General features: G+C 41.1%; 21 protein-coding genes. 17 read left to right on the top strand and 4 right to left on the bottom strand.

From position 1 onward, the window contains the following. The 6 genes from AAV98_RS12945 to AAV98_RS12970 all read left to right on the top strand — a co-directional run bounded on the left by AAV98_RS12945 (position 1) and on the right by AAV98_RS12970 (position 7,223). Positions 1–1,149 (top strand): thiolase family protein, encoded by a 1,149-nt coding sequence (locus tag AAV98_RS12945; protein ID WP_060665991.1) that lies wholly within the window; start codon positions 1–3, stop codon positions 1,147–1,149. 172 nt (positions 1,150–1,321) lie between these two features. Next, complete coding sequence (locus AAV98_RS12950) at positions 1,322–2,896, top strand: fatty acid--CoA ligase (protein ID WP_060665992.1); 1,575 nt, start codon at positions 1,322–1,324, stop codon at positions 2,894–2,896. Beyond that, on the top strand, positions 2,893–3,999 hold the full coding sequence (locus AAV98_RS12955; protein WP_156317760.1) for a CaiB/BaiF CoA transferase family protein: 1,107 nt from the start codon (positions 2,893–2,895) through the stop codon (positions 3,997–3,999). Before AAV98_RS12950 ends, AAV98_RS12955 begins: the two co-directional genes overlap by 4 nt. A gap of 29 nt (positions 4,000–4,028) precedes the next feature. Then, positions 4,029–5,651, top strand: coding sequence for a long-chain fatty acid--CoA ligase (locus AAV98_RS12960; protein WP_060665993.1), 1,623 nt, complete (start codon positions 4,029–4,031; stop codon positions 5,649–5,651). A gap of 441 nt (positions 5,652–6,092) precedes the next feature. Then, positions 6,093–6,761 (top strand): DNA alkylation repair protein, encoded by a 669-nt coding sequence (locus AAV98_RS12965; RefSeq protein WP_060665994.1) that lies wholly within the window; start codon positions 6,093–6,095, stop codon positions 6,759–6,761. 177 nt (positions 6,762–6,938) lie between these two features. Further along, the gene (locus AAV98_RS12970) at positions 6,939–7,223 is read left to right on the top strand and encodes a hypothetical protein (RefSeq protein WP_060665995.1); all 285 of its coding nucleotides are present in this window, start codon (positions 6,939–6,941) and stop codon (positions 7,221–7,223) included. Positions 7,224–7,307: 84 nt separating this feature from the next. Here AAV98_RS12970 and AAV98_RS12975 read toward each other — a convergent pair whose 3' ends face one another. Continuing rightward, on the bottom strand, positions 7,308–7,736 hold the full coding sequence (locus AAV98_RS12975) for a VOC family protein (RefSeq protein ID WP_060665996.1): 429 nt from the start codon (positions 7,734–7,736) through the stop codon (positions 7,308–7,310). Between the two features lie 94 nt (positions 7,737–7,830). Here AAV98_RS12975 and AAV98_RS12980 point away from each other — a divergent pair, with 94 nt between their 5' ends. The 5 genes from AAV98_RS12980 (at position 7,831) to AAV98_RS13000 (ending at position 11,744) form a co-directional block, all read left to right on the top strand. Further along, on the top strand, positions 7,831–8,481 hold the full coding sequence (locus AAV98_RS12980) for an RNA polymerase sigma factor (RefSeq protein ID WP_060665997.1): 651 nt from the start codon (positions 7,831–7,833) through the stop codon (positions 8,479–8,481). Between the two features lie 44 nt (positions 8,482–8,525). Then, complete coding sequence (locus AAV98_RS12985; RefSeq protein WP_060665998.1) at positions 8,526–9,404, top strand: alpha/beta hydrolase; 879 nt, start codon at positions 8,526–8,528, stop codon at positions 9,402–9,404. A gap of 90 nt (positions 9,405–9,494) precedes the next feature. Then, a complete protein-coding gene (locus AAV98_RS12990; RefSeq protein ID WP_060665999.1) occupies positions 9,495–10,352 on the top strand; it encodes an STAS domain-containing protein in 858 nt (285 codons plus the stop codon). A 64-nt stretch (positions 10,353–10,416) separates the two neighbouring features. Continuing rightward, on the top strand, positions 10,417–11,304 hold the full coding sequence (locus AAV98_RS12995) for a TIGR01777 family oxidoreductase (RefSeq protein WP_060666000.1): 888 nt from the start codon (positions 10,417–10,419) through the stop codon (positions 11,302–11,304). Between the two features lie 65 nt (positions 11,305–11,369). Further along, positions 11,370–11,744: a TraR/DksA family transcriptional regulator gene (locus AAV98_RS13000; protein ID WP_060666001.1), complete on the top strand. Its 375-nt coding sequence runs from the start codon at positions 11,370–11,372 to the stop codon at positions 11,742–11,744. Between the two features lie 69 nt (positions 11,745–11,813). On the opposite strand, the gene AAV98_RS13005 is transcribed toward AAV98_RS13000, so the two are convergent. The 3 genes from AAV98_RS13005 to AAV98_RS13015 all read right to left on the bottom strand — a co-directional run bounded on the left by AAV98_RS13005 (position 11,814) and on the right by AAV98_RS13015 (position 15,628). Continuing rightward, a complete protein-coding gene (locus tag AAV98_RS13005) occupies positions 11,814–13,088 on the bottom strand; it encodes an ATP-binding protein (protein WP_060666002.1) in 1,275 nt (424 codons plus the stop codon). 312 nt (positions 13,089–13,400) lie between these two features. Then, complete coding sequence (locus tag AAV98_RS13010; RefSeq protein ID WP_060666003.1) at positions 13,401–14,762, bottom strand: MFS transporter; 1,362 nt, start codon at positions 14,760–14,762, stop codon at positions 13,401–13,403. 20 nt (positions 14,763–14,782) lie between these two features. Further along, positions 14,783–15,628, bottom strand: coding sequence for a patatin-like phospholipase family protein (locus AAV98_RS13015; RefSeq protein ID WP_060666004.1), 846 nt, complete (start codon positions 15,626–15,628; stop codon positions 14,783–14,785). A gap of 470 nt (positions 15,629–16,098) precedes the next feature. Between AAV98_RS13015 and AAV98_RS13020 the strand changes: the two genes are divergently transcribed. The 6 genes from AAV98_RS13020 (at position 16,099) to ilvN (ending at position 23,517) form a co-directional block, all read left to right on the top strand. Then, positions 16,099–16,893 (top strand): (2Fe-2S)-binding protein, encoded by a 795-nt coding sequence (locus AAV98_RS13020; protein ID WP_060666005.1) that lies wholly within the window; start codon positions 16,099–16,101, stop codon positions 16,891–16,893. A 119-nt stretch (positions 16,894–17,012) separates the two neighbouring features. Continuing rightward, positions 17,013–18,275 (top strand): threonine ammonia-lyase IlvA, encoded by a 1,263-nt coding sequence (ilvA, locus tag AAV98_RS13025; protein ID WP_060666006.1) that lies wholly within the window; start codon positions 17,013–17,015, stop codon positions 18,273–18,275. A gap of 528 nt (positions 18,276–18,803) precedes the next feature. Beyond that, complete coding sequence (gene ilvE / locus AAV98_RS13030; RefSeq protein ID WP_060666007.1) at positions 18,804–19,748, top strand: branched-chain-amino-acid transaminase; 945 nt, start codon at positions 18,804–18,806, stop codon at positions 19,746–19,748. Between the two features lie 104 nt (positions 19,749–19,852). Continuing rightward, positions 19,853–21,520, top strand: a complete 1,668-nt coding sequence (gene ilvD, locus AAV98_RS13035; protein WP_060666008.1) for a dihydroxy-acid dehydratase — start codon at positions 19,853–19,855, stop codon at positions 21,518–21,520. A gap of 27 nt (positions 21,521–21,547) precedes the next feature. Beyond that, positions 21,548–23,263: a biosynthetic-type acetolactate synthase large subunit gene (gene ilvB / locus AAV98_RS13040; RefSeq protein WP_060666009.1), complete on the top strand. Its 1,716-nt coding sequence runs from the start codon at positions 21,548–21,550 to the stop codon at positions 23,261–23,263. Then, positions 23,260–23,517, top strand: coding sequence for an acetolactate synthase small subunit (gene ilvN, locus AAV98_RS13045; RefSeq protein WP_010192589.1), 258 nt, complete (start codon positions 23,260–23,262; stop codon positions 23,515–23,517). Before ilvB ends, ilvN begins: the two co-directional genes overlap by 4 nt. Positions 23,518–23,566: the final 49 nt, after the last annotated feature.

Raw genomic sequence — 23,566 nt, forward strand, 5'->3', positions numbered from 1 at the left:
ATGAGAGAAGTTGTCATTGTTGAAGGGGTTCGAACACCTGTCGGTAGAAGGAAAGGGTTATTGAAAGATTACAGGCCTGATGATCTAGCTGGGGAAGTACTGAAGGAGCTTGTAAATCGAGCAGGGATAGACGCTGGACTTGTTGAAGACGTCATCCTTGGGTGTGTGACTCAGTCTGGAGAACAGGCCGGGGACATCGCAAGGGTTGCCGCATTAATTGCAGGTTTCCCGATAGAAGTGCCTGGAACTACGCTTGACCGCCAGTGCGGCTCTAGTCAACAGGCTGTTCACTTTGCGGCACAGGCCATTCTTTCAGGTGACATGGACGTCGTCATTGCAGGCGGAGTTGAGAATATGACAAGAGTGCCGATGGGCTCTAACTATCAAAAGGCTCCATTCAGTGACAGACTGCAGGAAAAATATGAAATCATTAATCAAGGGCTGTCTGCGGAAAGAATTGCGGAGAAATACGGGTTTACCCGAGAGGAGTTAGATACCTTCTCTTATGAAAGCCATCAAAAAGCATTAAAAGCGCAAGCAGAGGGTTATTTTGAAAAAGAGATCATGCCGGTTGAAGTGACATTGGAAGATGGCTCGACATTTATGATGAAAGAAGATTCCGGTCCTCGCAAGGAAACATCCGTGGAGGCGCTTGGTGGATTAAAAACCGTGTTCAAAGAAGATGGCGTAATCCATGCGGGTAATGCAAGCCAGATCAGTGACGGAGCAGCTGCCCTTCTTTTGATGACGAAGGAAAAGGCATTGGAGCTTGGATTAAAGCCCCGATTCAAGGTGCATACAAGAGTGGTGGTCGGGTCTGATCCAACCTTGATGTTGACAGGGCCGATTCCCGCTACAGAAAAAGTGTTGCAAAAATCAGGCCTGTCCATTGATGACATTGATGTATTTGAAGTCAATGAAGCATTTGCTCCGGTACCGATGGCATGGTTGAAAGAAACAGGCGCAGATCCAGCAAAACTTAATCCGAACGGAGGAGCTATTGCATTAGGTCATCCATTGGGAGCAAGTGGTGCAAGAATTATGATCAGCTTGATGCATGAACTCGAACGCAAAGGTGGAAGGTACGGATTACAGACTATGTGTGAAGGGCATGGAATGGCCAACGCAACCATCATTGAAAGGCTCTAACCGCCCGAAGCCTATCTGGAAGAGGTGGAATTGTCTAATAGACTTGTAATTGAAGGTCTCTAAAAATCTATAACTGGTCCTGAAACAGTGCAACTGTCTGATAAATTCATAGGCACCTTTGTTGATTTTGACGAAATGACAAACCAATTCATGAAAAGTAGGAGGATGAAAGATGTCGATAACGATTGGAAAAATCTTTGATCTTACAGTACAAAAGTTTCCTGATAAAGAAGCGCTTTATGATGTGAAGAAAAATGTACGTTTTACCTACAAAGAATGGAATTTGGAAGTGAACAAGTTAGCCAATGCGCTTCTGGAAGAAGGAGTAAAAAAAGGGGACAGAGTTTCCACGCTACTTTTTAACACAGAGGAACTGGCAACGACGATGCTTGCTTGTGCAAAGATTGGAGCAGTCTTCAATCCGATCAATTTCCGTTTGCAGCCTGAAGAAGTAGCATTCATTCTAAACGACGCAAAGCCGAAAGTCGTGATGTATGAAAAAGCGTTGGAGCCTGTAGTGGCTTCTATCGCAGCTCGCTTTGAAGAAATAGGGTTTTGGGTTATTGATGGGGAAACTACCGTTTATTCCTCCTCTTATCATCAAAAATTGAAGTCTTCTTCCACTAATGAAGTATCAATTAATGTTTTGGAAAACGACACATATGCGATCATGTACACGAGCGGAACAACGGGAAGACCAAAAGGAGTTGTTCACCGACATAGGAACATGGCGGAACAAAGCCTAATTGTCATTTCTGCAACCAAGCTGGAAGCAGAGGATATCGGCCTAGTGACCGCGCCGATGTTTCATTGCGCGGAACTCCACTGTGCTGTTATTCCGCGAATTCATGTTGGTGGAAAAAATGTCATCTTACATCATTTTGAACCAAAAAAGGTGCTTCAACTAATTCAAGAAGAAAAAGTAACGAAGTTTTTTGCCGCCCCAACTATGTGGAATATGCTGCTACAAGAAAATTTTAATGAGTATGACTTAAGCAGCCTGAATCTTGGATTATACGGAGCCGCCCCTATGGCACCCGCACTTGTCAGGGCGTGTCACGATTTATTGAAAATTTCCCTTGTCCAAGCATATGGCATGACGGAAATGGGACCAGCGATCACATTTTTATCTGAAAAAGATCAGCTAAGGAAAGCCGGTTCTGCTGGACAGGCATGTTTGAATCATGAAATTCGAATTGTACGTCCGAACGAAGATGGACCAAGTGACCCAGAGGATAGGTTGCCAGAAGGAGAGGCAGGAGAAATCATTGTAAAAGGCCCATGCATCATGAGCGCATATTTTAACAGGGAAGAAGCAACAGCAGCTGCCATGTATAAAGGGTGGTACCATTCAGGCGACATTGGTTATTTGGATGAGGAAGGCTTTTTATATGTAAAAGACCGGGTAGATGACATGATTATCAGCGGCGGGGAGAATATTTATCCACGAGAAGTCGAGGATGTCCTTTATGAGCACCCTGCAGTTCTGGATGTAGCCATTGTCGGCTTACCAGATGACCGTTGGGGAGAGACGGTGACTGCGTTTGTGGTGAAAAAAAATGGTGAAGTGACAGAGGAAGAACTAGATGCTTTCTGTTTAAACAGTTCGGAGCTTGCTCGTTATAAACGCCCTCGTAAATACATGTTTGTGGAAGCTTTGCCACGAAATGCGAGCGGAAAGATTCAAAAGTTTGTGTTGAGAAAGCAGATGGAAGAGTTAGTGACAGGAGAAACACCATCCCGATGATAGAGAAATTGCTTGAAGGAATTAGAATATTAGATTTTACCAACTATTTACCAGGTCCGTTTGCCACCCAACGGCTCGCTGATCTTGGAGCAGAGGTTATTAAAGTGGAACCATTGGCAGGAGATCCCGCCCGTCACACCGGAATAAAGCGTGAAGGAACTGGTGTAGTTTATCTGTCTAATAATCGTGGGAAATTGAGTGTGGCCGTCGATTTAAAAAAAGAGGAAGACAGGGAAAAAATTTTGAGTTTGGTTGAACGCTGCGACGTAATGATGGAAAGTTTCAGGCCAGGTGTAATGTCCAGGTTTGGACTAGACTATGAAACGCTTAAAATCAGAAAGAATGACGTCATCTATTGTTCTATTACAGGGTACGGAAACAAAGGTGAGTGGAGCAAGCTTGGAAGCCATGATATTAACTATATGGCGCTAAGTGGATTGCTTGCTCAATTAAAGGATAGATCTGGTCGCCCCATTCACCCTTCTATCACTATAGCCGACTATCTTGGCAGTATGGCGGCTTGTGAAATGGTGCTGGCACTATTATGGAAAAAGGAGCGGTCGGGTCTAGGAGGCTACCATTCTATCAGTCTGACAGATGTTGCCACTTCTATAATGGGGACGCACCTGTCCATTCATCAGGAGGTAGGAGAAGAGCAAGGCATCACGCTGCTGAACGGGGAACTTATCAGCTATGGAATTTATGAAACGAAGAACGGACGATATATGGCTCTCGGCGCACTGGAATATAAATTCTGGCAGAATTTCTGTGAAGCGGTGGACCGGGAGGAATGGCTTGGAGCGCATTTTTCGGTAAGAAGGGCCACCAACCCTGTTGCACAAGGGATGGAAGAGTTATTTACTAGTCGCACTTTTGAAGAATGGACAATATTTAGTCAACGGGTTGATTGCTGCTTAACACCGGTGTTGGAAGTAGGGGAACTTTCAAGGTATCCATATTTTATAGAAAATAAAAGTGTTTTTCAGGATAAAGCAGGAAATGTAAAGGTTACGATGCATGGTGGAAGTCCTAATGGATACAAGCATGCACCAACTGTGGGGGAACACACAGTGAGGTTGCTGGACGAGCTTAACGAAAGTTGAATTCATTCAATGGAGAGGGGTAATGTTAGATGATGAATGTACCAATGACCGTCAGTTCCATGATGGAGAGAGCGGAGAAATTTTTCCCAAATAAAGAGGTTGTCTCTAGAACTCTATCAGGTGTACAGCGTTTGTCCTACAGGAAAATTGGGGAACGGACACGCCGATTATCCAGTGCGCTAGAAAAGCTAGGGGTGCAAAAAGGCGATAGAGTAGGAACGTTTGCTTGGAATCATCACCGCCATTTAGAAACCTACTTTGGAATTCCAGGAATGGGGGCAGTGCTCCATACAATTAATATTAGGCTTGCTCCGGAGCATGTGTCTTATATTGTCAATCATGCAGAAGATGTGGTGCTTTTTGTGGATGAAGATCTGCTTCCGTTAGTGGAACGGGTAAAGGATCAACTGGGAACAGTGAAAGCATTTATCATTATGACAGATAAAGAAGAACTCCCTGCGACTTCCTTACATCCTGTTTTCTCTTATGAAGATTTATTAGAAGAAGGAGACCCCAACTTCTCCTTTATAAAAGATATCGATGAAAACGACGCGGCCGGCATATGTTACACTTCCGCCACTACGGGTAATCCAAAAGGTGTTGTATATTCCCACCGTTCATTGGTGCTTCATAGCTATGCACTTGGATTAGCGGATACCGCAGGGCTATCAGAATATGATACATGCATGCCGGTAGTCCCGATGTTTCATGCAAATGCGTGGGGATTACCGTTTGCCGCCACATGGTTTGGCACGACACAAGTGCTTCCTGGACCACAGTTTACACCACAACTTTTGGCAGAGTTGATAGAAAGCGAGAACATTACATTGACTGCAGGAGTACCAACTATCTGGCTGGGTTTATTGAATGAATTGGAAAAAGGATCGTATGACACATCAAGCCTGCGGGCAATATTGTGTGGAGGGTCGGCTGCACCTCGGGGAATGATTAAGGCCTTTGAAACAAAATACGGAATACCTTTCTTACATGCATATGGCATGACGGAAACGACCCCACTTGCCACAGTTTCCAGGTTAAAAAGTCATCAAACAGATTTAGATGAAGAAAAAATGCTGGATATCCGTTCCATGCAAGGGTTGTTGGTACCGGGCCTTGAGATGAAAATTGTCGGTGCAGAAGGCGAGGTAAATTGGAATGGAGTGGAAATGGGAGAACTATGCCTACGCGGTCCATGGATTGCAGATGAGTACTATAAAGACGAGCGATCTGCAGATGCCTTTATCAATGGGTGGCTCCATACAGGCGATGTTGTCACAGTAGATGAAGAGGGTGTCGTCAAAATTGTCGATCGTACAAAAGACTTAATAAAAAGCGGTGGCGAATGGATCTCCTCTGTGGACCTTGAGAACGCCATCATGGCTCATGAGGCGGTATTCGAAGCAAGCGTCGTCGCCATTCCACATGACGAGTGGCAGGAAAGACCAGTCGCGTGCGTCGTACTGAAAGAAGCATATGTAGGAAAAGTAGACAAGCAGGAGATCATGGACTTCATCTCCCCTCAGTTCGCCAAATGGTGGTTGCCAGATGAAGTAATCTTTATGGAAGAAATACCAAAGACATCGGTTGGGAAATTTCTGAAGCGGGCTTTACGGGACATTGTGGAGAAAGAGATGAGAAGTATAGTCGATTAAAAACTCATTAGGGAATGATAAGCCTTTCTTTTATTAAGGCCACTGAAAAACTGATATAATATAATGTTTTGTGTTTTCGAGCTGTGGATTGGAGCAATAGGCGTAGACTCCTGAGGGAGATAGCGCCAGGTGGAGACCCCGCAGGCTTGCCGAGGAGGCTCCAGTAGCGCCCCTAGGAAAGCGAAGCCAATTGCGGAAATACACAGCGGCGTCTAAACAATATCTAGATTCAAAGACTTTTTCAGTGGCCTTCTTTTATTGGGAGGCTTATTTTTTAATGGAAGTGGAGGGCAACAGTTTTCAACAAATGGGCCATTTTGGGAGAGGTAGTTTAGCATAAGAAACCTTACCATAAGTATTATTGTGAGCGGAGTCACTCCTTACACATTGATATGGTAAAATTGTGCTATATGACTTTTAACGATAAAGGAGTTGTGTTAATTGATTGAAAATAATAGCACAGACATAGAACGCTCTTCAAAAGCTGAAAACATTCTACAGCAAATCGATAGTAAAACGAAACTTGGAGACTTAAGAAAAATCGCGAAGGACATTAAAATAGATCACGAACTAGCTATGGAACTTTGGTCAACCGGAGAGTTTTTGCACAGACTATTGGCAATTTTGATCATGGATAAAAAACTTCTTTCTCAAGATGTTCTAAATGAGCTTGATAATGGGATGCAGACTCACACATATAATGAGCGAAATAACTTAATGGATTGGTTAATGGCTAATCAGCTCACCAAAGACAAGAAGAACATTGCATTGATGGAATCATGGGAAAACAGTCCTTCTGCTCTTCAAAGGAGAGCTTTTTGGTATTATCAAGGCCGTTTAAGATGGACTGGACAAACACCGCCTGATAACACGGCAGACTTACTATCTGCAATCGAAGCAAATATTACGCAGGAAGAGCCGGAAGTTCAATGGGCCATGAATTTTACCGCAGGCTGGATAGGCGTTTATGATGAAAAATATCGAGCACGTTGTATTAAACTTGGTGAGAATACGGGTCTTTACAAAGATGAAATGGTATCAAAAGGATGTACACCCAGTTATTTGCCGGAGTTTATTACCATTGAAGTTAACAAACGAGTTAACAATTAGTACTTAATTTTCTCAGAAGCCAGCTAGTAATGATACAAAATCACGTTTATATAAAAGCGTGATTTTTCTTTTTGAAGGAAAATAAAAGATTGAGTTTATTACTTTTTTTTGAAATAATTGGTACTAAACAATATAGTAAAGAATGTGTAAGGAACAGAATTATATGGAGGAATAGTGATGTGGGTAATTTTAGGGGTCATTGCAATAGTAGTAACTATTATTAATCTTATAATGTACGCAGCAGGAAAGGATTATAAACTTGCTATGGCCTTAGGATTATCATTTACAGCGTTAACACTTTGTGCTGAATACAGTTTAGTATCGGACTGGGTAGAAGTGAAAGATTGGGCAGCTTTAATGGATGTAGTACCTGGAATGGAAAGGGCTTTATGGTTTATGACAATTGTTTCTATTTTACTAAATTTAGCACCGATATTTTTAGAAAGAAAAAGTAAGAAATAATAGCATAGTGTCGCATCAATTAACTTTTCATTTTAAAATCAAAAGAATTACCTATCCTAATTGAATGGTAATTCTTTTTCCCTATTATAGATGTTTGAAGTCTTGTTCCTGCATCTTTCTAACATGATCTGAGTGGTAGGGGGAGCCGACAACTTCATTTACCACACTAAATGGATTACCATCTAAGTCAAAGAAATCAAAAAACTTCATTCCGCCAAAATCATCAATCTCAGAGGTAACGATCCCATTATTTTTAAAATGTTGGTGGGTTCGTTCAATATCATCTACTACAAAATTAAAATAACCATTTTTCTGATCACCTTTGGTTCTGAACTCAGTAGGTTGAGGAGATTCCACTTTTACCAGGGCTAATTGTGTTGGTCCTGTTGGTAAATAAAATCCAACTCCATCTCCCCAACTATCAATTATTTTTGCATCAAGAAACTTTTCATACCATTTTGTTGATTCTTCCATGTTTGTAACTGGAATAAATATACTACCTACTCTAAACATAATCTTCCACCTCCAAATGAAATTCTTACTATTAACGTTAATTATAGTGTAAAAGTTACAGGAAAAATAAAAATAAATGAAAAGGTGCACAAACATGTTTCTAGAAGATTTAGAGTATGTGATTAAAAAACTTTATAACTATTGCTTAAAATTGTCAGGTTCACCATGGACAGCTGAAGATTTAGTACAAGAAACGCTGCTAAAGGTTTATAAGATTAAAAAGTCCGAACCGAATAGAACATTTAATTTTTCGTTTTTATGTACCGTAGCAAAAAATCTGTTTATTGATGAAAAAAGAAAGTACAAAGAAAGTATGCAATTTAATGAAAATATATTGGGTGAAGAATACGATTTTTTAGAATACTACGGTCTAATTGAAGTATTATTTACCAGTTTGCCTTTGAAACAGTCCATCCTAATTACCTTAAAGGATGTATTTGAATACACTTCAAAAGAAATAGCAACCATGTTAAGAGTAAGTGATGAGTCAATCAAAACAGCACTTCATCGTTCTAGAAAGAAACTAACATTAACAAATACATCTAGTGTGGAAAAGGAAGTTATAATGCCTAATCATCAAATAATTATGGCACTCTCTAAATCAATTCGAGAATCTAAGCCCATGGAGATTTTCTATTATTATCGACTGTTAGAATCACGAAACTTTCAAGTGAAAAGAAGTTCTTTGCATTCTGTATTCCATGTTATAGATCCAGACGGAAATATTTTAGAAGTTGTATCTTAATAAGTTCATCCAATACTATTGGCTTTGAAAGTGAGGTTTTGCTGATGTTGACGTCTGTTATCGCGAAATTATTACGCCTCTTACCTAATAAAGCATTAAAAACACCAATGATTCCTCAGGAAAAAGTGAAAATGAAAAAGGATGTATTAATGGAAACATCTGTTCAACGTACTTCTATCTCTTTATATTATCCCCTAAAAGCTAACCCGAGGAAGCTTCCTGTCTACATAAACTTCCATGGAGGAGCGTTTATCATGAACGATAAGGAGATGGATGATCCTTATTGTCGCTTCCTATCCAACCGGGCAGAATGTGTTGTTCTTAATGTTGACTATGTGAAAGCACCCGAACATCGTTTCCCTAAACAAATTGAACAGGGTTATGACATTATTCAATGGCTGAATAACAGGGCGGATGAGTTAAATATTGACGTAGGAAAAATGATGGTTGGCGGCCAAAGTTCAGGTGCCAATATTGCAGCTGCGCTATGCCTGTACCTAGAAGAGAAAGGTGAAGTTCAGCCACTTCTCCAAGTGCTATCTTGCCCTATGCTGGATTTTGTTACTCCTCATGCAGACAAACCAGAGCCAGACCGGTGGCGTTCTCGATACCCTCAAGTAGCAAATTTTATCAATATGTGTTATTTAGCTGATAAAGAACATGCCGGCCATCCACTTGCATCCCCTGTTTTAGCTGAGGTTAGTGAGCATTTAGCTCCTGCACTTATTCTAAATGCAGAATATGATGCATTTAGACCTGAGGCAGAATGTTATGCTGAGAAATTAAAAGCGGCAGGGGTAGACGTTCAATATGAACTATTTAAAGATTGTGCGCATGCGTTTACCCATTTAGGTCCAAAAGAAAAAGCAGAAGAGGCTTGGACCTTGATAGCAAGGAAAGTGAAAAAAGTAGTAGAATTTTAACAACCCTTTACTAGATCGTGCTAAGGGATAGTGCTCTTCAAGTCTGATAGGGTTATAATATATAAAAAAATATTTATTAAGGGGCTTTTTATGGAAAAAAACGTAGCATTACATGATTTTATTGTGAAAAATACGGATTCCTTGACTAACGCTTGGTTCCAGTCTAAAAAAGCGAAGGAAGGTAGTATTTATTCTAGTACTGCTCCTACCATTAGTGAGAAGTTACGTGTGCAAAATAAGAAGTTCATTACTACCATGGCCCAAATTTTCATCAATCCTGATACAGATTCCAATTATGATGCTATTAAACAATGGGCTTCTGATGTTGCAAAAGATAGAGTTTCCACCAATACGGAGTTAAACGAGATCATTCCTCAGTTTAAAGTGTTCCGTCAGATATATTGGAATAAAATTAATGAATATGCTTCAGATACTACCAATCTAATTACTCCTGAGAAGCTGTTAACTTGGTCTAATTTATTCCATTATGCGTTCGACAACGTGATCGAGGAATTCGTGGCAACTTATACAGCTTATCACCGTTCGACACTATTGGCACAACAAGAAATGATATCAGAATTAAGCTCTCCAATTATTAAATTGACGAATGAAATCAGTGTACTGCCTTTGATTGGAAGCATTGATACACAAAGAGCGAAAGTAATTACAGAGACAAGCCTTAAACAGTGTCAGGAAAAGAATGTTGAGTGTCTTGTCATCGATTTATCTGGTGTACCTATTGTGGATACAATGGTAGCCAATCAGTTATTTATTGTTGTTACCGCTTTAGAACTCATTGGAGTAAAAAGCATTATTACAGGTGTTCGTCCAGAAGTAGCACAAACAGCCATCCATCTGGGACTTGATTTCTCCCATATCACTATTTACTCTACTCTTCAAAAAGCACTGGAGAAATGGGAGTTTCGAAAAAAGAGAATTACAAAATAAGGCTTTGGAGTGAGATTAAATCATTTCTTGCTATTTAAATAATGATTAGAAAAGAGGTACACCCTTGAAGAAAAAAGTTGTCCTCGCTGGAGGAACCGGATTTATTGGGAAATACTTAGAAAAGCAGTTCATTCAACAAAACTATGAAGTTATCATCATTTCAAGACAGCCTCAACACGTGGCCTGGACAGATACGAAGAGAATTGCCAAAGCGGTCGACAATGCAGAGCTCGTCATCAATTTGGCTGGAAAATCGGTTGATTGCCGCTATAATGAAAAAAATAAACAGGAAATTTTTGATTCTAGGACGGAGACGACAAGAGTTCTCGGAGAAGCAATCGAATCTTCTTTAAATCCTCCTGAATTATGGATCAACTCTAGTACAGCAACAATCTACCGACATGCTGAGGACAGACCAATGTCGGAAGCAACCGGGGAGATCGGAGAAGGTTTTTCCGTCGAGGTTGCAAAAAAGTGGGAGAAATCATTCTTTGATTTTAACTTGCCACAAACAAGACAAGCTGCATTACGGATTGCCATTGTCTTAGGAAAAGATGGTGGTGTGATGACTCCATTTAAAAACTTGGTCACATATGGACTGGGGGGAATTCAGGGGCCAGGTACACAAATGTTCAGCTGGGTACATATAGAGGATGTCTTTCAAATCATGCTTTTCATTAGAGACAGAAAAGACTTACAAGGGTTGTTCAACTGCTCTGCTCCAAATCCTATCCCTAACAAGCAATTCATGGCTGAGATGAGAGAGAAAATGAATAGAAAGATTGGACTGCCTTCCCCAAGGTGGATGCTCGAGATTGGTGCTGTCATCATAAGGACGGAAACAGAGTTGATCTTGAAAAGCAGGTGGGTCATCCCTGAGAGGTTGGAAAAAGAGGGATATCAATTCAAGTATCCTAAAATAGATGAAGCATTAGCTGAAGTTTTATCCTAGAAACGGTTTGTTTTATTTCGTACTCCTAAGGGTATACCTTCACTAGATGAAGGGAGTAGATAGAAATGACACTAACGAAAGATAAGCAGAAAACACTACAAACCAAACTGGAAAAGATGAAAGAAAGCATAGAGAGAAAGCAGGAAAACAGTATATTGGACGAGTCCATGCGCGAATCTTCCGGTGAAATTACTACTGGGATCGGCAATCACTTAGCAGAAGGTAAGGCGGAGAGAGTAGATAGAGAACAGGAACAGACCTTTGAACAGATCGATGAAAAATTGCTAGGTGAGATTGAAGAAGCATTAACTAGAATAGAAGAAGGGACATATGGTATTTGTATCGATACTGGAGAAGAGATTCCTTACGAGCGGCTTGAAGCGCTGCCATATGCGAAGCGAACTGCACGAGCGCAGGAGAAGTTTGATAAAGGTGAATAACTAATAATTCTCATAATCAATAAAAAAGCCTGAGACCTCCACTAATCAGCAGAAGGTCTCAGGCTTTTCTTATCTAATAAATCCTACTTGTTCAGCATCCGTGTCCCATTTGAAGTTTTTCTTTTTCTTGTTATCTGCCTGCAGATCCGCACATATCTTTTCCACGTCGACTGCCTTTTCATAATGCCACTGCAGGGCGACAGAGGTGTACAACTCATTCAACTGTGCATAGGAGAATCCATCTGTCAGCTGATTAATCTTCATTAATTCTTCCTCTGAAATAAATTGAAGCATATTCTTCTTTTTCAAATAGCCCATTCTTAACTCCAGAGTAGGTAGTTTAATTTCGTATGCTCTGTCAAAACGTCCGGAACGATTGATGAGGGCAGGGTCAATTTTCTCCGGATAGTTGGTTGTTCCAATGAGGAAGATGCCTTCCTTAGATGTTGCACCATCCAGTGTGTTCAAAAAGACGGACCTGACCTCTATTGGCATTGAATCAATATCTTCAATCACCAAAGCCATCGGTGTCATCCTGTTTACAGTGGAAAACACTTCATGTATGGAGTAGCTGGAAGTATGCTCTGTGATCTGCCAGTATGCAACAGGAGCGGTAATGCTGTTGGCAATGGACTTCACTAGAGTAGTTTTTCCATTACCAGGCTTTCCGTAAAGCAAGATCCCTCTTTTATAGGGAATGTCATACGTTTTAAAGAAAGAGCCGCTATCTGTAAAGAATTCGTCGATAGAACGATAGATTTCTTTTTTAAGAGATTCTTCTAAAAAGACATCATCACGTGTAACAAACGTGGTGATTTTCTCTTTGGTGCTTTCAATCCCGTTTTCCGTATCCGTAAATACTGTGACATAGTTCTTGGTGTAGTCCCGCTTCCTTTTAATTACATAGTTGAGAAAGGTTAAGAGGCCCTCATTGCTTTTAGCCAAAATGAAATCATGATTGGTCTCGGTATGAGTTTGAAATATGGGGCATCTGACAACAGCCACTTCATACTCTTTATAGTAATATAGAGTGTTGGAAAGACGTGGTTTGATGATAAACTCGAGCCGGTCATGGTTATGATTGGATGAGATTGTTCTCGTTTCCAACCCATCAAATACATGAGTAACCGCTTCCACTTTTTCTGGATAGATCTCCAAGTCCTCTTCAAGTACTTCCCAAATCTCATTGGATGTCTCATCATCCGCGTATAGGTGAAAGTTGGTGCCATATTTGTTTTGTAGGGCATTTTTTAGTTTGCTGACCACATAGCCGAAATCATAATAGCTTCCAATCTTTTCGCGGTCTTTTTCATTGAAATGAATTAAGTAGGGTGTTTTTTGCATGCATGTCCTTCTTCCATTTTTTGTAGTTATTCTTCACCTATTGTACTGAGAAAATGAAATGTAGGCAATAACAAAAGACAGTCTTGATTGGACTTTCGAATTATCCTGTTTTATGAAGACCTCTCTAGAGTGAAAACGGGGGGAGAGCAGTTTTCATTTGGCTTATGAAAACCTTTCTAGTGTGAAAACGTAGGGGTAGCAGTCTTCATGGGGCTTATGAAGACCTTTCTTCTAGTGTGAAAAGAAAATGGAGAGGTCTTCATTCAATGTCAAAAGGATCACCGGTGGGAGAGTTAACAAAAGACAGCCAAATCAAGACTGTCTTCCTTTCCTTCTTTTATACTGATAAAACACAATGGAGGTTAGTAATAATAGCCCTGTAACTCCAAGGAAAATATTTCGATATATCTCTACCTCAGGCAAGTTTCCTTGCCACACAATCAACAACCCAGTCAATGCCACTCCAAAAGCACCGCCGAAAAATTGAACAAGTTGGGCAATCCCCATTCCTGCACCCAGCTCTGACTTATCCAATATCCTTGAAATCTCATTGGAAATACTGGATGTGAGTGCTGAAAATCCTGTGCTCATAAACATATAGGTGACCAAAATGACATACGCTGATAAATTTCCAAGTAGTCCGAATGATAAAGTGGAGATGATTAAAAACACCTGACCGAACAAAATCAGTGGTATGTTGCCAAAGCGGTCGATAAATCTGCCGATAAATTGAGCGGCAATGGCAGAAAGAATTGCCCCGGGAAAGATAAGCAAGCCGATGGTTGCCGGCTCCTTGTTGAATAGCACTGCCAACATAATCGGCATTAGGAATAACGCTGAAAAATGCGAGACAAATGCACCAAATCCAATTCCGAGCAGTCTCACAAACTGATCATTTTTTAATAATGCAGGTTGGATAAACGGCGAGGAAACCTTTTGAATATGTCGCCAAAGCCACAATAGTGCTGCAATACTTACCAGTAAAATTGGCGTTTTAAAAGTGGATAGATAAAGTAAAAGTCCCGTTACACCAACACCAATTAATAATCCGCCAAGGTAGTCAAATTTAATTTTTTGTGTTTCTTCTTGAGGTAACAGCTTTCGAAACAGTGGCAGTAGCAGTAATACAAATCCTGTCACGACGAAAAGATAATGCCAGCCCAAGTATTGGGTGATCAGTCCCCCGATTACCGGACCAAGTCCAAATCCAAGCGAGGCGGCAGAAGAGATGAAGGCCATCGCTTTTCCTCTTCTTGAAATAGGGATATAACGTCCCGCCAACACCATAGCAAGCCCTGGTACAGCCCCGGCACCTGCAGCTTGTAATAGTCTTGCGGATAATAACCAGACAAAATTTTGTGAAAAGAAACCGATTAAGGAGGAAATGGCCAACAAGCCAAGTCCAATGCTTAGTAATTTCCTAATTGGTAAAAAATCCGACAATCTGCTATAGGTCAAAGTTGAAAGCGCGAAAACGATCGAATAGCCAGATACAATCCAAGAAGCGGTGGAAGAGGACAGGCTCAGCTCGCTCAATACACTTGGCAAGGCAACATTGAACATCGTTGTATTCATGACTACAAGCCAAACGGTCGCGCTCCAGATAAGGATGATTTTATTTTCTTCTAAAACAGGTTGATTTAATTCTTTAATATCGGCAGCGTGTGATGCCATTTGTCTCACCAGTTTCTATCTTAGTTTTGTAAAAAATCTTGTAGTGCTTTGTAATTTTTTTCTGCATCTTCATACCCTAGTTCATAAAGTGCTTGAAGGCGTTCCTTTTTTCGTTCCATTCTGCCTACAGGGAGAGGCTTGCTTGGTTGAAATACAAAAGTAGAGCCAGTATTCTTCTCTGATGCCACATAGTCCAACGTGTCATTATAGAGCTTATAACGTGTCTGAAGACGATCTGAGATAATCGGATACGGCTTGTATTTGAAAAGAGAAGAAAATCTGCTTGCTTTCTTTTTGTAGCCAACAGGCTTTGTCAAGATAACAACATTTTTCTCAAAGCCATCTTTTTGTGCTTTTTTTAATGGAATAGGATCAATGATTCCCCCGTCTAAGAGTATTCTGTCCTGATAGGCTACACTTGGTGCAATAAAGGGAAGAGAGCTTGATGCACGGATGAGTTGGAGCATATCTTCTCCATGTTGATCCATGTTGTAATAGATCGGTTCGCCAGACAAACAATCCGTCGTTACTACCACAAATCGCTCTTTTCTGTTCAAGAAAGTCTCATAGTCATAAGGAACAAGTTTATTCGGGATTTCATCAAATAAAAAGTCCATGTCAAACATCTGTCGTTTTTTCCAATAGTTTCGATAGGAAAGATATCTAGGGTCTCCAACGAAGTCGATATTAACCTTTTTGTTTCTACCTGGCTGTCTGGATAGATAGGAAGCTGCCATACAAGCTCCGGCAGAAACGCCAATCACATATGGAAAGTATAAGTCTCTTTCCATAAAATATTCTAAAATTCCGGCAGTATATACTCCGCGCATACCTCCGCCTTCAAGCACTAACCCACTGTTCAACAACTTCTATCCCTCTTTTCTTAAGCTTTAAGGTTCCTTTCTTTTCATAAAGCATATTGTAACAAACCACTCCTCTCTTTGTCCGAAACCATGCCTGTAAATTCGTTCATGCTTATAGATAAAAAAGTCTATAGCTTTTCTAGTCTTTGCGACCTATAATCAAAGTAGAATGTTCTAATTGAAAATCTATATCGTTAAAAGAAAGGTTGACATTTGGAGGCCACTGAAAAACTGATATCGTAAATTTTTTTTGATTCCTAGCTGGTGGTTGTAGCAAAAGGCGAAGACTCCTTAGGGAAATAGCGCTAGGTGGAGACCCCGCAGGCGAAGCCGAAGGAGGCTCTCGTCAGCCCCTAGGAAAGCGAAGCCATTTGCGGAAATCAACAGCAATGTTTATAAAAATACTAAAATCAAGACTTTTTCAATGGCCTCGACATTTGCCGTCAGCCTTTTTCTTTAAATGGAGGGACAATATGAAACCACAAGAACAAGAGTGGACATGGGAACACATGGAAAATTTCTTTTACATGTCAAACCAAGAAAAAGCGGATATTCTGTGGAATTGTCGGATAACTGAGTTGGAAGATCCAGCTATTCTGCAAAAATTAATAGACATTTATGGAGAAGGAATTAAGGCAACGACTAAGGATGTTACTATGATGTATCTTGCAGGCTGGTTTGGATATTTATGTGGAGCTATGCACTTTCTGTCCGCCGATGGCTGCGAGATAAATCCAGATAATATTCAACTTCAAGTATATAAAAATCATCGAGGAACCATGGTGATCTCATTTTACGTTAATTCCGAGGAGATAGTTGAAACAAGGGACAGAGAATGGGTGGAGAAATTTTATAAAGTAATTATGAATCCTGTATACAAGCAAATGCACTGTTTGTCAGATAGCAACAATCTACTACATATGTGGTACCAGGCCACTCATAGTCTTTATTGGATTTCAGACCGTATGAAGCATTCCAATCTTCTAGAAAGATACATATTGCAATACGAAAAAACGGTGGAAATGTTTAAAAATGTAAATCCTTCCACTTGTATGGGAGTGAATACGAAAAAACACCCCTATGCAAAAGAATTTATATTTATTGATAATCCATGGAATTTAAATGACCCGTTGCCTTTAAAGCCCTCATGTTGTCTGGCCTATCAAACAGAAGGTGGACACCTATGTTATACCTGTCCAAGAATGAAAAAATCAGAGCGACAAGAAAAATTTGATAAAGTGTTAGCAGAGCATTCGACAACGAACTAAATATGTCGAATGCTTTTTTACATATACGAGCAGAAAATTCATCGTGACTTTTTAAAACAACTTGTTGTACAATAATTCACAATATTCGTTTTTTTTGATTGAAGGAAGGAGCGGTCAGATTGGCAAAAGCATTACAGACAAGAGTAAAAACAGAAGAAGTGGAGCGTGCTTATAAGGTACTAAAGGATGTGGTTGCCAGAACCCCGCTTCAGCTCGATACCATCTTATCAGAAAGATATAACTGTAACGTGTACCTGAAAAGGGAAGATCAACAGGTTGTTCGGTCATTTAAAATTAGAGGAGCCTATTATTCGGTTCATAGTTTAACGGAGGAACAACGAGCAAAAGGGGTGGTGTGTGCGAGTGCAGGCAACCATGCACAAGGCGTTGCTTATGCGTGCAAAAAGCTTGGAATAAAAGGGAAGATTTTTATGCCGACTACTACCCCACGTCAAAAAGTGTCGCGCGTTGAGTTTTTTGGCGGCGAGTTTACAGAAGTCGTTCTTACGGGCGACACATATGACGATTCCTATCAGCAGGCGATGAAAGTGTGTGAAAGGGAAGGAATGAAATTTATACACCCCTTTGACGACAAGTTAACCATTACCGGCCAGGCAACTGTAGGCTTGGAAATTTCTGAGCAACTGCAGGAAGAGTGTTCTCACGTGTTTATGAGTATAGGCGGAGGAGGACTGATCTCCGGTGTCGGATCTTATCTGAAAGAAAAACGTCCTCATACAAAATTGATTGGCGTAGAACCGTTCGGTGCTCCAGGAATGAAGCAATCATTGGCGCAAAATAAAGTGGTGCGACTAAATGAAATTGATAGCTTTGTAGATGGAGCCGCTGTAAAACAGGTGGGAGAACTGCCGTTTGAAATGACCAAAGGCCTCGCAGATGATGTGGTATTGGTACCAGAAGGGAAAGTTTGTACGACCATCCTGAATTTGTATAATGAGAATGCGATTATAGCAGAGCCGGCAGGAGCGTTGTCTATTGCAGCACTGGATTTTTACAAAGATGAAATTGCCGGTAAGACGGTAGTCTGTATTGTGAGCGGCGGCAACAATGATTTAGACCGCATGCAGGAAATGAAAGAAAGGTCCCTGATCTATGAAGGCCTTAAGCACTATTTTATTGTTAATTTCCCTCAGCGTGCAGGAGCCTTACGGGAATTTATGGAGGATGTACTTGGAGAAACAGACGATATTACACGCTTTGAGTACACGAAAAAAAATAACCGAGACAAGGGACCGGTGTTGGTCGGTGTCGAACTGCGCAAACCTGACGATTACTTTGCTATTATTGATCGAATGGAAAAGAAAGGATTTACCTATATCGAGATAAATAAAGACAAACAATTATTTAATTTATTGATATAATTTTACCGTGTTTTAAAAAAGAGCGGGGTAACTCGTTCTTTTTTTTGTGTTTAGAGAGAAAAAAAGAGGATATGTAAAAAAAATTAACATACATTTGTAAGCGTTTTCTTTGTTAATAGGACAAAAATGAAAGCGTTTTTATATTGTCTGTAAAATTCGAATTATCTGAAATTAAGTGTTGACGACCTGTATGGACGGTATTAAAATAACATCAACTCAAAGAAACATTGATAAATGAAATAACATTTCCCTTATCAGAAGGGTGTCTAGGGTTCCGGTGATTTCAGGAAAGTAAAGTGGTAGTGCGAGAAAGAAAAATCTCTGCACTATCAGCCCAATTTTCCAATCATGTCTGGTCCGAGCGATACCAGCACGATCTTGACAGATGGTGTACACCGCGAGGAAAAAAGCCTCTACGGATAGGTTCTGATGAACGCTTGACGTTTATTCAACCTGACCAAGGGGCAACTTTTAAACTATTATATGTCAGAATATTCAAACAATAAAAGTGAAAAGAGGAGATTAGTTATGTGTAGATACATCTATATGAATGGGCAGCTAGTTGAAAAAGAGAAGGCAGTTGTATCTGTATATGATCACGGATTCCTATATGGCGATGGCGTTTTTGAAGGAATCCGAATGTACAACGGAAATGTATTCCGTCTTCGCGAACATCTTGAAAGATTATATGATTCTGCAAGATCTGTATTATTGGATGTCCCCTATACCATGTCTGAACTGGAGAATATTATCGTTGAGACTCTAAGAAAGAACAAATTGCATGATACGGCCTATATTCGACTAGTCCTATCAAGAGGAGTCGGCGATCTCGGTTTAGATCCCACAAAATGCAAAACTCCAAACCTAATTGTCATTGCTGAGCAACTGGCATTATTCCCTAAAGAACTCTATGACGTAGGCATTACGATGGTAACCGTTCCTACTAGAAGAAACCGCCCGGATATCTTAAGTCCAAAAGTAAAATCACTGAACTACTTAAACAACATCATGGTAAAAGCAGAGGCAAATATGGCAGGAGCCAACGAGGCACTTACACTTAACACCGAAGGGTATGTAGCGGAAGGATCAGGACAGAACATCTTTATCCTAAAAGGCAACAAATTATTAACACCTCCAAGTTATGTTGGAGCATTGGAAGGCATTACAAGAAATGCCATCATCGATCTCGCTAATGAAATGGGTTATGACGTTCGAGAAGAACCGTTTACAAGGCATGATGTGTATGTAGCTGACGAAGTGTTCTTAACAGGAACTGCAGCAGAAGTAATCCCGGTTATCAGTCTTGATGCAAGAAAAATTGCAGACGGAAAACCAGGAAAAGAAACCCACAAAATCCTTAATCGCTTCCGCCAGCTAGTTGTAGAAGACGGCCACAAAGTCTACCCAGAAGAAACGCAAGTGGGCTGGGAAATCAACGGTGGAGTGCTGTTGGGTGAAGCGTTGAATCATTAAAGCATTGAAGAGGGGTCTGACCCTCACTACGTTAAAGCATTAAAAAGGGGCCATGTCATCACTAGTATATTGTCAAGGTCCCTTCTAAAGGAGTGAAGCAACCGATGAGAAGTAATACGATTAAGAGAGGAATTGACAGAGCACCACATCGAAGTTTGTTGCATGCAGCAGGGGTAAAGCCGGAGGATATGGATAAGCCGTTCATCGGTGTCTGTAACTCTTACGTGGATATTATCCCGGGGCATATGCATTTAAATAAATTTGCAGAAGTGGTGAAGGATGCAATCAGGGAAGCGGGAGGTGTGCCTTTCGAATTCAATACGATTGGAGTGGATGACGGAATTGCCATGGGTCATATTGGAATGCGTTATTCCCTGCCAAGTCGGGAGCTGATCGCAGACTCAGCAGAAACAGTTATCAACGCTCACTGGTTTGACGGCGTATTTTATATCCCGAACTGTGACAAAATCACACCAGGTATGCTAATGGCAGCGGCTAGAACCAATGTCCCAGCAGTATTTGTATCAGGGGGACCAATGGAAGCAGGAAGAACCAAAGACGGTAGGCCATTATCGCTTGTTTCCGTTTTTGAAGGAGTTGGAAGCGTCCTTTCCGGAAAAATGTCCCGAGAAGAACTGCTAGAAATTGAGTCTAGTGCGTGTCCAACATGCGGTTCTTGTTCTGGAATGTTCACGGCAAATTCCATGAACACCCTAATGGAAATGCTAGGAGTGGCACTTCCTGGTAACGGTACCATGGTGGCAACTTCTAATGAGCGCCACCAACTGATCAAAGAGGCAGCCAAGCACCTCATGAGACAAATTGAAGAAGATGTAAGACCAAGAGATATCATCACTAAAGAAGCAATAGACGACGCTTTTGCACTTGATATGGCAATGGGCGGATCGACTAATACCGTTCTACATACACTTGCCATCGCTCATGAAGCTGGAATTGAGTACAAATTAGAAGACATTAATGAAATCGCAGAAAGGATTCCTTATCTATGCAAAGTAAGTCCTGCATCAGACTACTCTATGCAGGATGTCCATGAAGCAGGTGGAGTAAGTGCCATCATCAAGGAACTTTGTCGTATTGAAGGTGCCATTCATCCTGACCGTCTCACCATCTCCGGTCAATCCATTCAAGAAGTGGTGGATCATGCACAGATTGTCAATAATCAGGTCATCAGGACAAAAGATAATCCTTATAGTCCTGTGGGTGGATTGAGTATATTGTTTGGAAACCTTGCACCTAACGGTAGTGTCATAAAAGTTGGAGCAGTAGATCCATCTATCAAAACGTTTACAGGAGAAGCCATCATTTTTGAATCACAAGATGAGGCCCAGGAAGGCATTAATAATGGTCAAGTCCGAGAAGGGCATGTAGTAGTCATTAGGTATGAAGGGCCAAAAGGCGGACCTGGAATGCCGGAAATGCTTGCACCAACTTCTTCTATTGCTGGGAGGGGGTTATCCACTAAAGTGGCTCTCATCACAGATGGCAGGTTCTCTGGTGCATCAAGGGGTATCTCTATTGGACATATTTCCCCGGAAGCAGCAGAAGGCGGTCCAATCGCTTTTGTGGAAAATGGCGATATCATTCAAATAGACTTACCAAAACGAACCATACATTTATTGGTTGAATCGGAAGAATTAGAAGCGAGAAAAATGAACTGGCAACCACCGGAATCTAAAGTGAAAAGTGGTTACCTTGCAAGATATGCAGCACTTGTAACGTCAGCAAATACTGGAGGAATCCTTAAAGTATAGCACTGAACACAAGGAGGTGGAGAACGAATGAGTACAGTTGAAAAGAGTGGAACAAAGGTGGCCCAGAAACTGCTGACAGGTTCAAGGATGATTGTGGAAGCGTTAAAAGAAGAGAAAGTGGAAGTAATATTCGGGTATCCAGGTGGCGCTGTACTAAACATTTACGACGCACTATATGACGGTGGAATTCCACATCTTTTAACCAGACATGAACAAGGTGCAATCCATGCAGCAGAAGGGTATGCAAGGGTTACTGGGAAACCTGGAGTGGTCATTGCCACTTCCGGTCCCGGTGCCACCAATATCGTCACTGGCCTTGCAGATGCCATGATTGATTCCCTGCCACTTGTTGTGATTACTGGTCAGGTTAATTCGCAGGTCCTTGGATCAGATGCCTTTCAAGAAGCACCGATTTTAGGGATTTCGATGCCAATTACCAAGCATAATTTTCAAGTCCAGGATGTCAAGGATCTCCCAAGAATTTTTAAGGAAGCGTTCCATATTGCATCGACTGGAAGACCAGGACCGGTATTGATTGATATTCCAAAAGACATCACTGCCACTTCAGGTATATACGACTATTCAAAAGAAGTACACCTCCCGGGTTATAAGCTCCAAATTGAGCCGGATCCGCAAGCAGTGAAAAAAGTAGCACAGGCTTTGAAGAAAGCGGAAAAACCCGTCATTTTGGCTGGCGCAGGCGTTCTCCACAGTAAAGCAACAGATGAATTGAAGGAACTGGTTGCTAAAACGACCATTCCAGTAGCCAATACATTACTAGGACTTGGCAGCTTTCCGGCAGACCATCCTCTTTTTCTTGGGATGGCTGGCATGCACGGAACATATACAGCCAATATGGCCTTGTATGAAGCGGACTTGATTATCAATATCGGTGCAAGGTTTGATGATAGACTAACAGGAAACTTGCAAGAGTTTGCCAAGTTTGCGAAGGTGGTTCATTTTGATATTGATCCTTCTGAAATTGGCAAAAATGTGAAGACGGATTACCCTGTTATCGGGGATGCTGCAAAGTCACTACAATTACTAATAAAAGAATTAACAGAAACGGCGAATACAAGTAGTTGGCTGGAGCAGCTTTTGCAATCGAAAGAAGATTATCCACTGTGGTATGTAGAAGATGGAGAAACATTCAAGCCTCAAAAACTTGTAGAGCTTGTTCATGAACTTACAAAAGGAGAAGCGATTGTCACAACAGACGTTGGACAGCACCAAATGTGGGCAGCGCAATTCCACGGATTTCAAAAGCCAGATCGCTGGGTGACGTCAGGTGGCCTTGGAACTATGGGCTTTGGATTACCGGCAGCCATTGGTGCGCAGGTGGCAGAACGTCCCTCTACAGTTGTAGCAGTCCTTGGGGATGCTGGATTCCAAATGACACTGCAGGAGCTGGCTGTCCTAAAAGAATACAAACTTCCGGTAAAAGTAGTGCTCGTAAACAATCAATCTATGGGAATGGTACGACAATGGCAGCAGCTCTTTTATAAGGAAAGATATTCGGAATCCTTACTTCCGAATCAACCGGATTACGTGAAACTGTCCGATGCTTTTGGTATCAAGGCGGCAGTTGTTCAAAGTGAAGAAGAGTTCCGTGTGGCATTTGCCGAAGCACTTGCTACAGATGAACCTTATCTATTAGATTGCCGGGTAACTCCTATGGAAAATGTTTATCCAATGATAGCTCCTGGAAAAGGAATTCAACAAATGGAAGGTGTGAAGCCATGAAGCGTACATTGTCGCTCCTCGTAAACAACCAGCTTGGAGTATTGAACAGATTGACCAATCTGTTCTTGCGAAAGGGATTAAACATTGAAAGCCTGGCAGTAGCGCCTGTCAATGAGTCATCTATTTCCCTTATGACCATCGTTGTTAACGTGGTGGAGGAACAAGAAGTGGAGAAAATAAAGCTCCAACTAGACAAACAAATCGACGTCATCCAAATTACTGACATTTCCGAGCAAATCGCTCTAACAAATTAACCGAATATTCTTAATAATAATGCAGTTTTACCCGTTGACTGGAGTGCAA

This window comes from Bacillus sp. CHD6a (assembly GCF_001293645.1).
Taxonomy (GTDB): domain Bacteria; phylum Bacillota; class Bacilli; order Bacillales; family Bacillaceae_I; genus Sutcliffiella_A.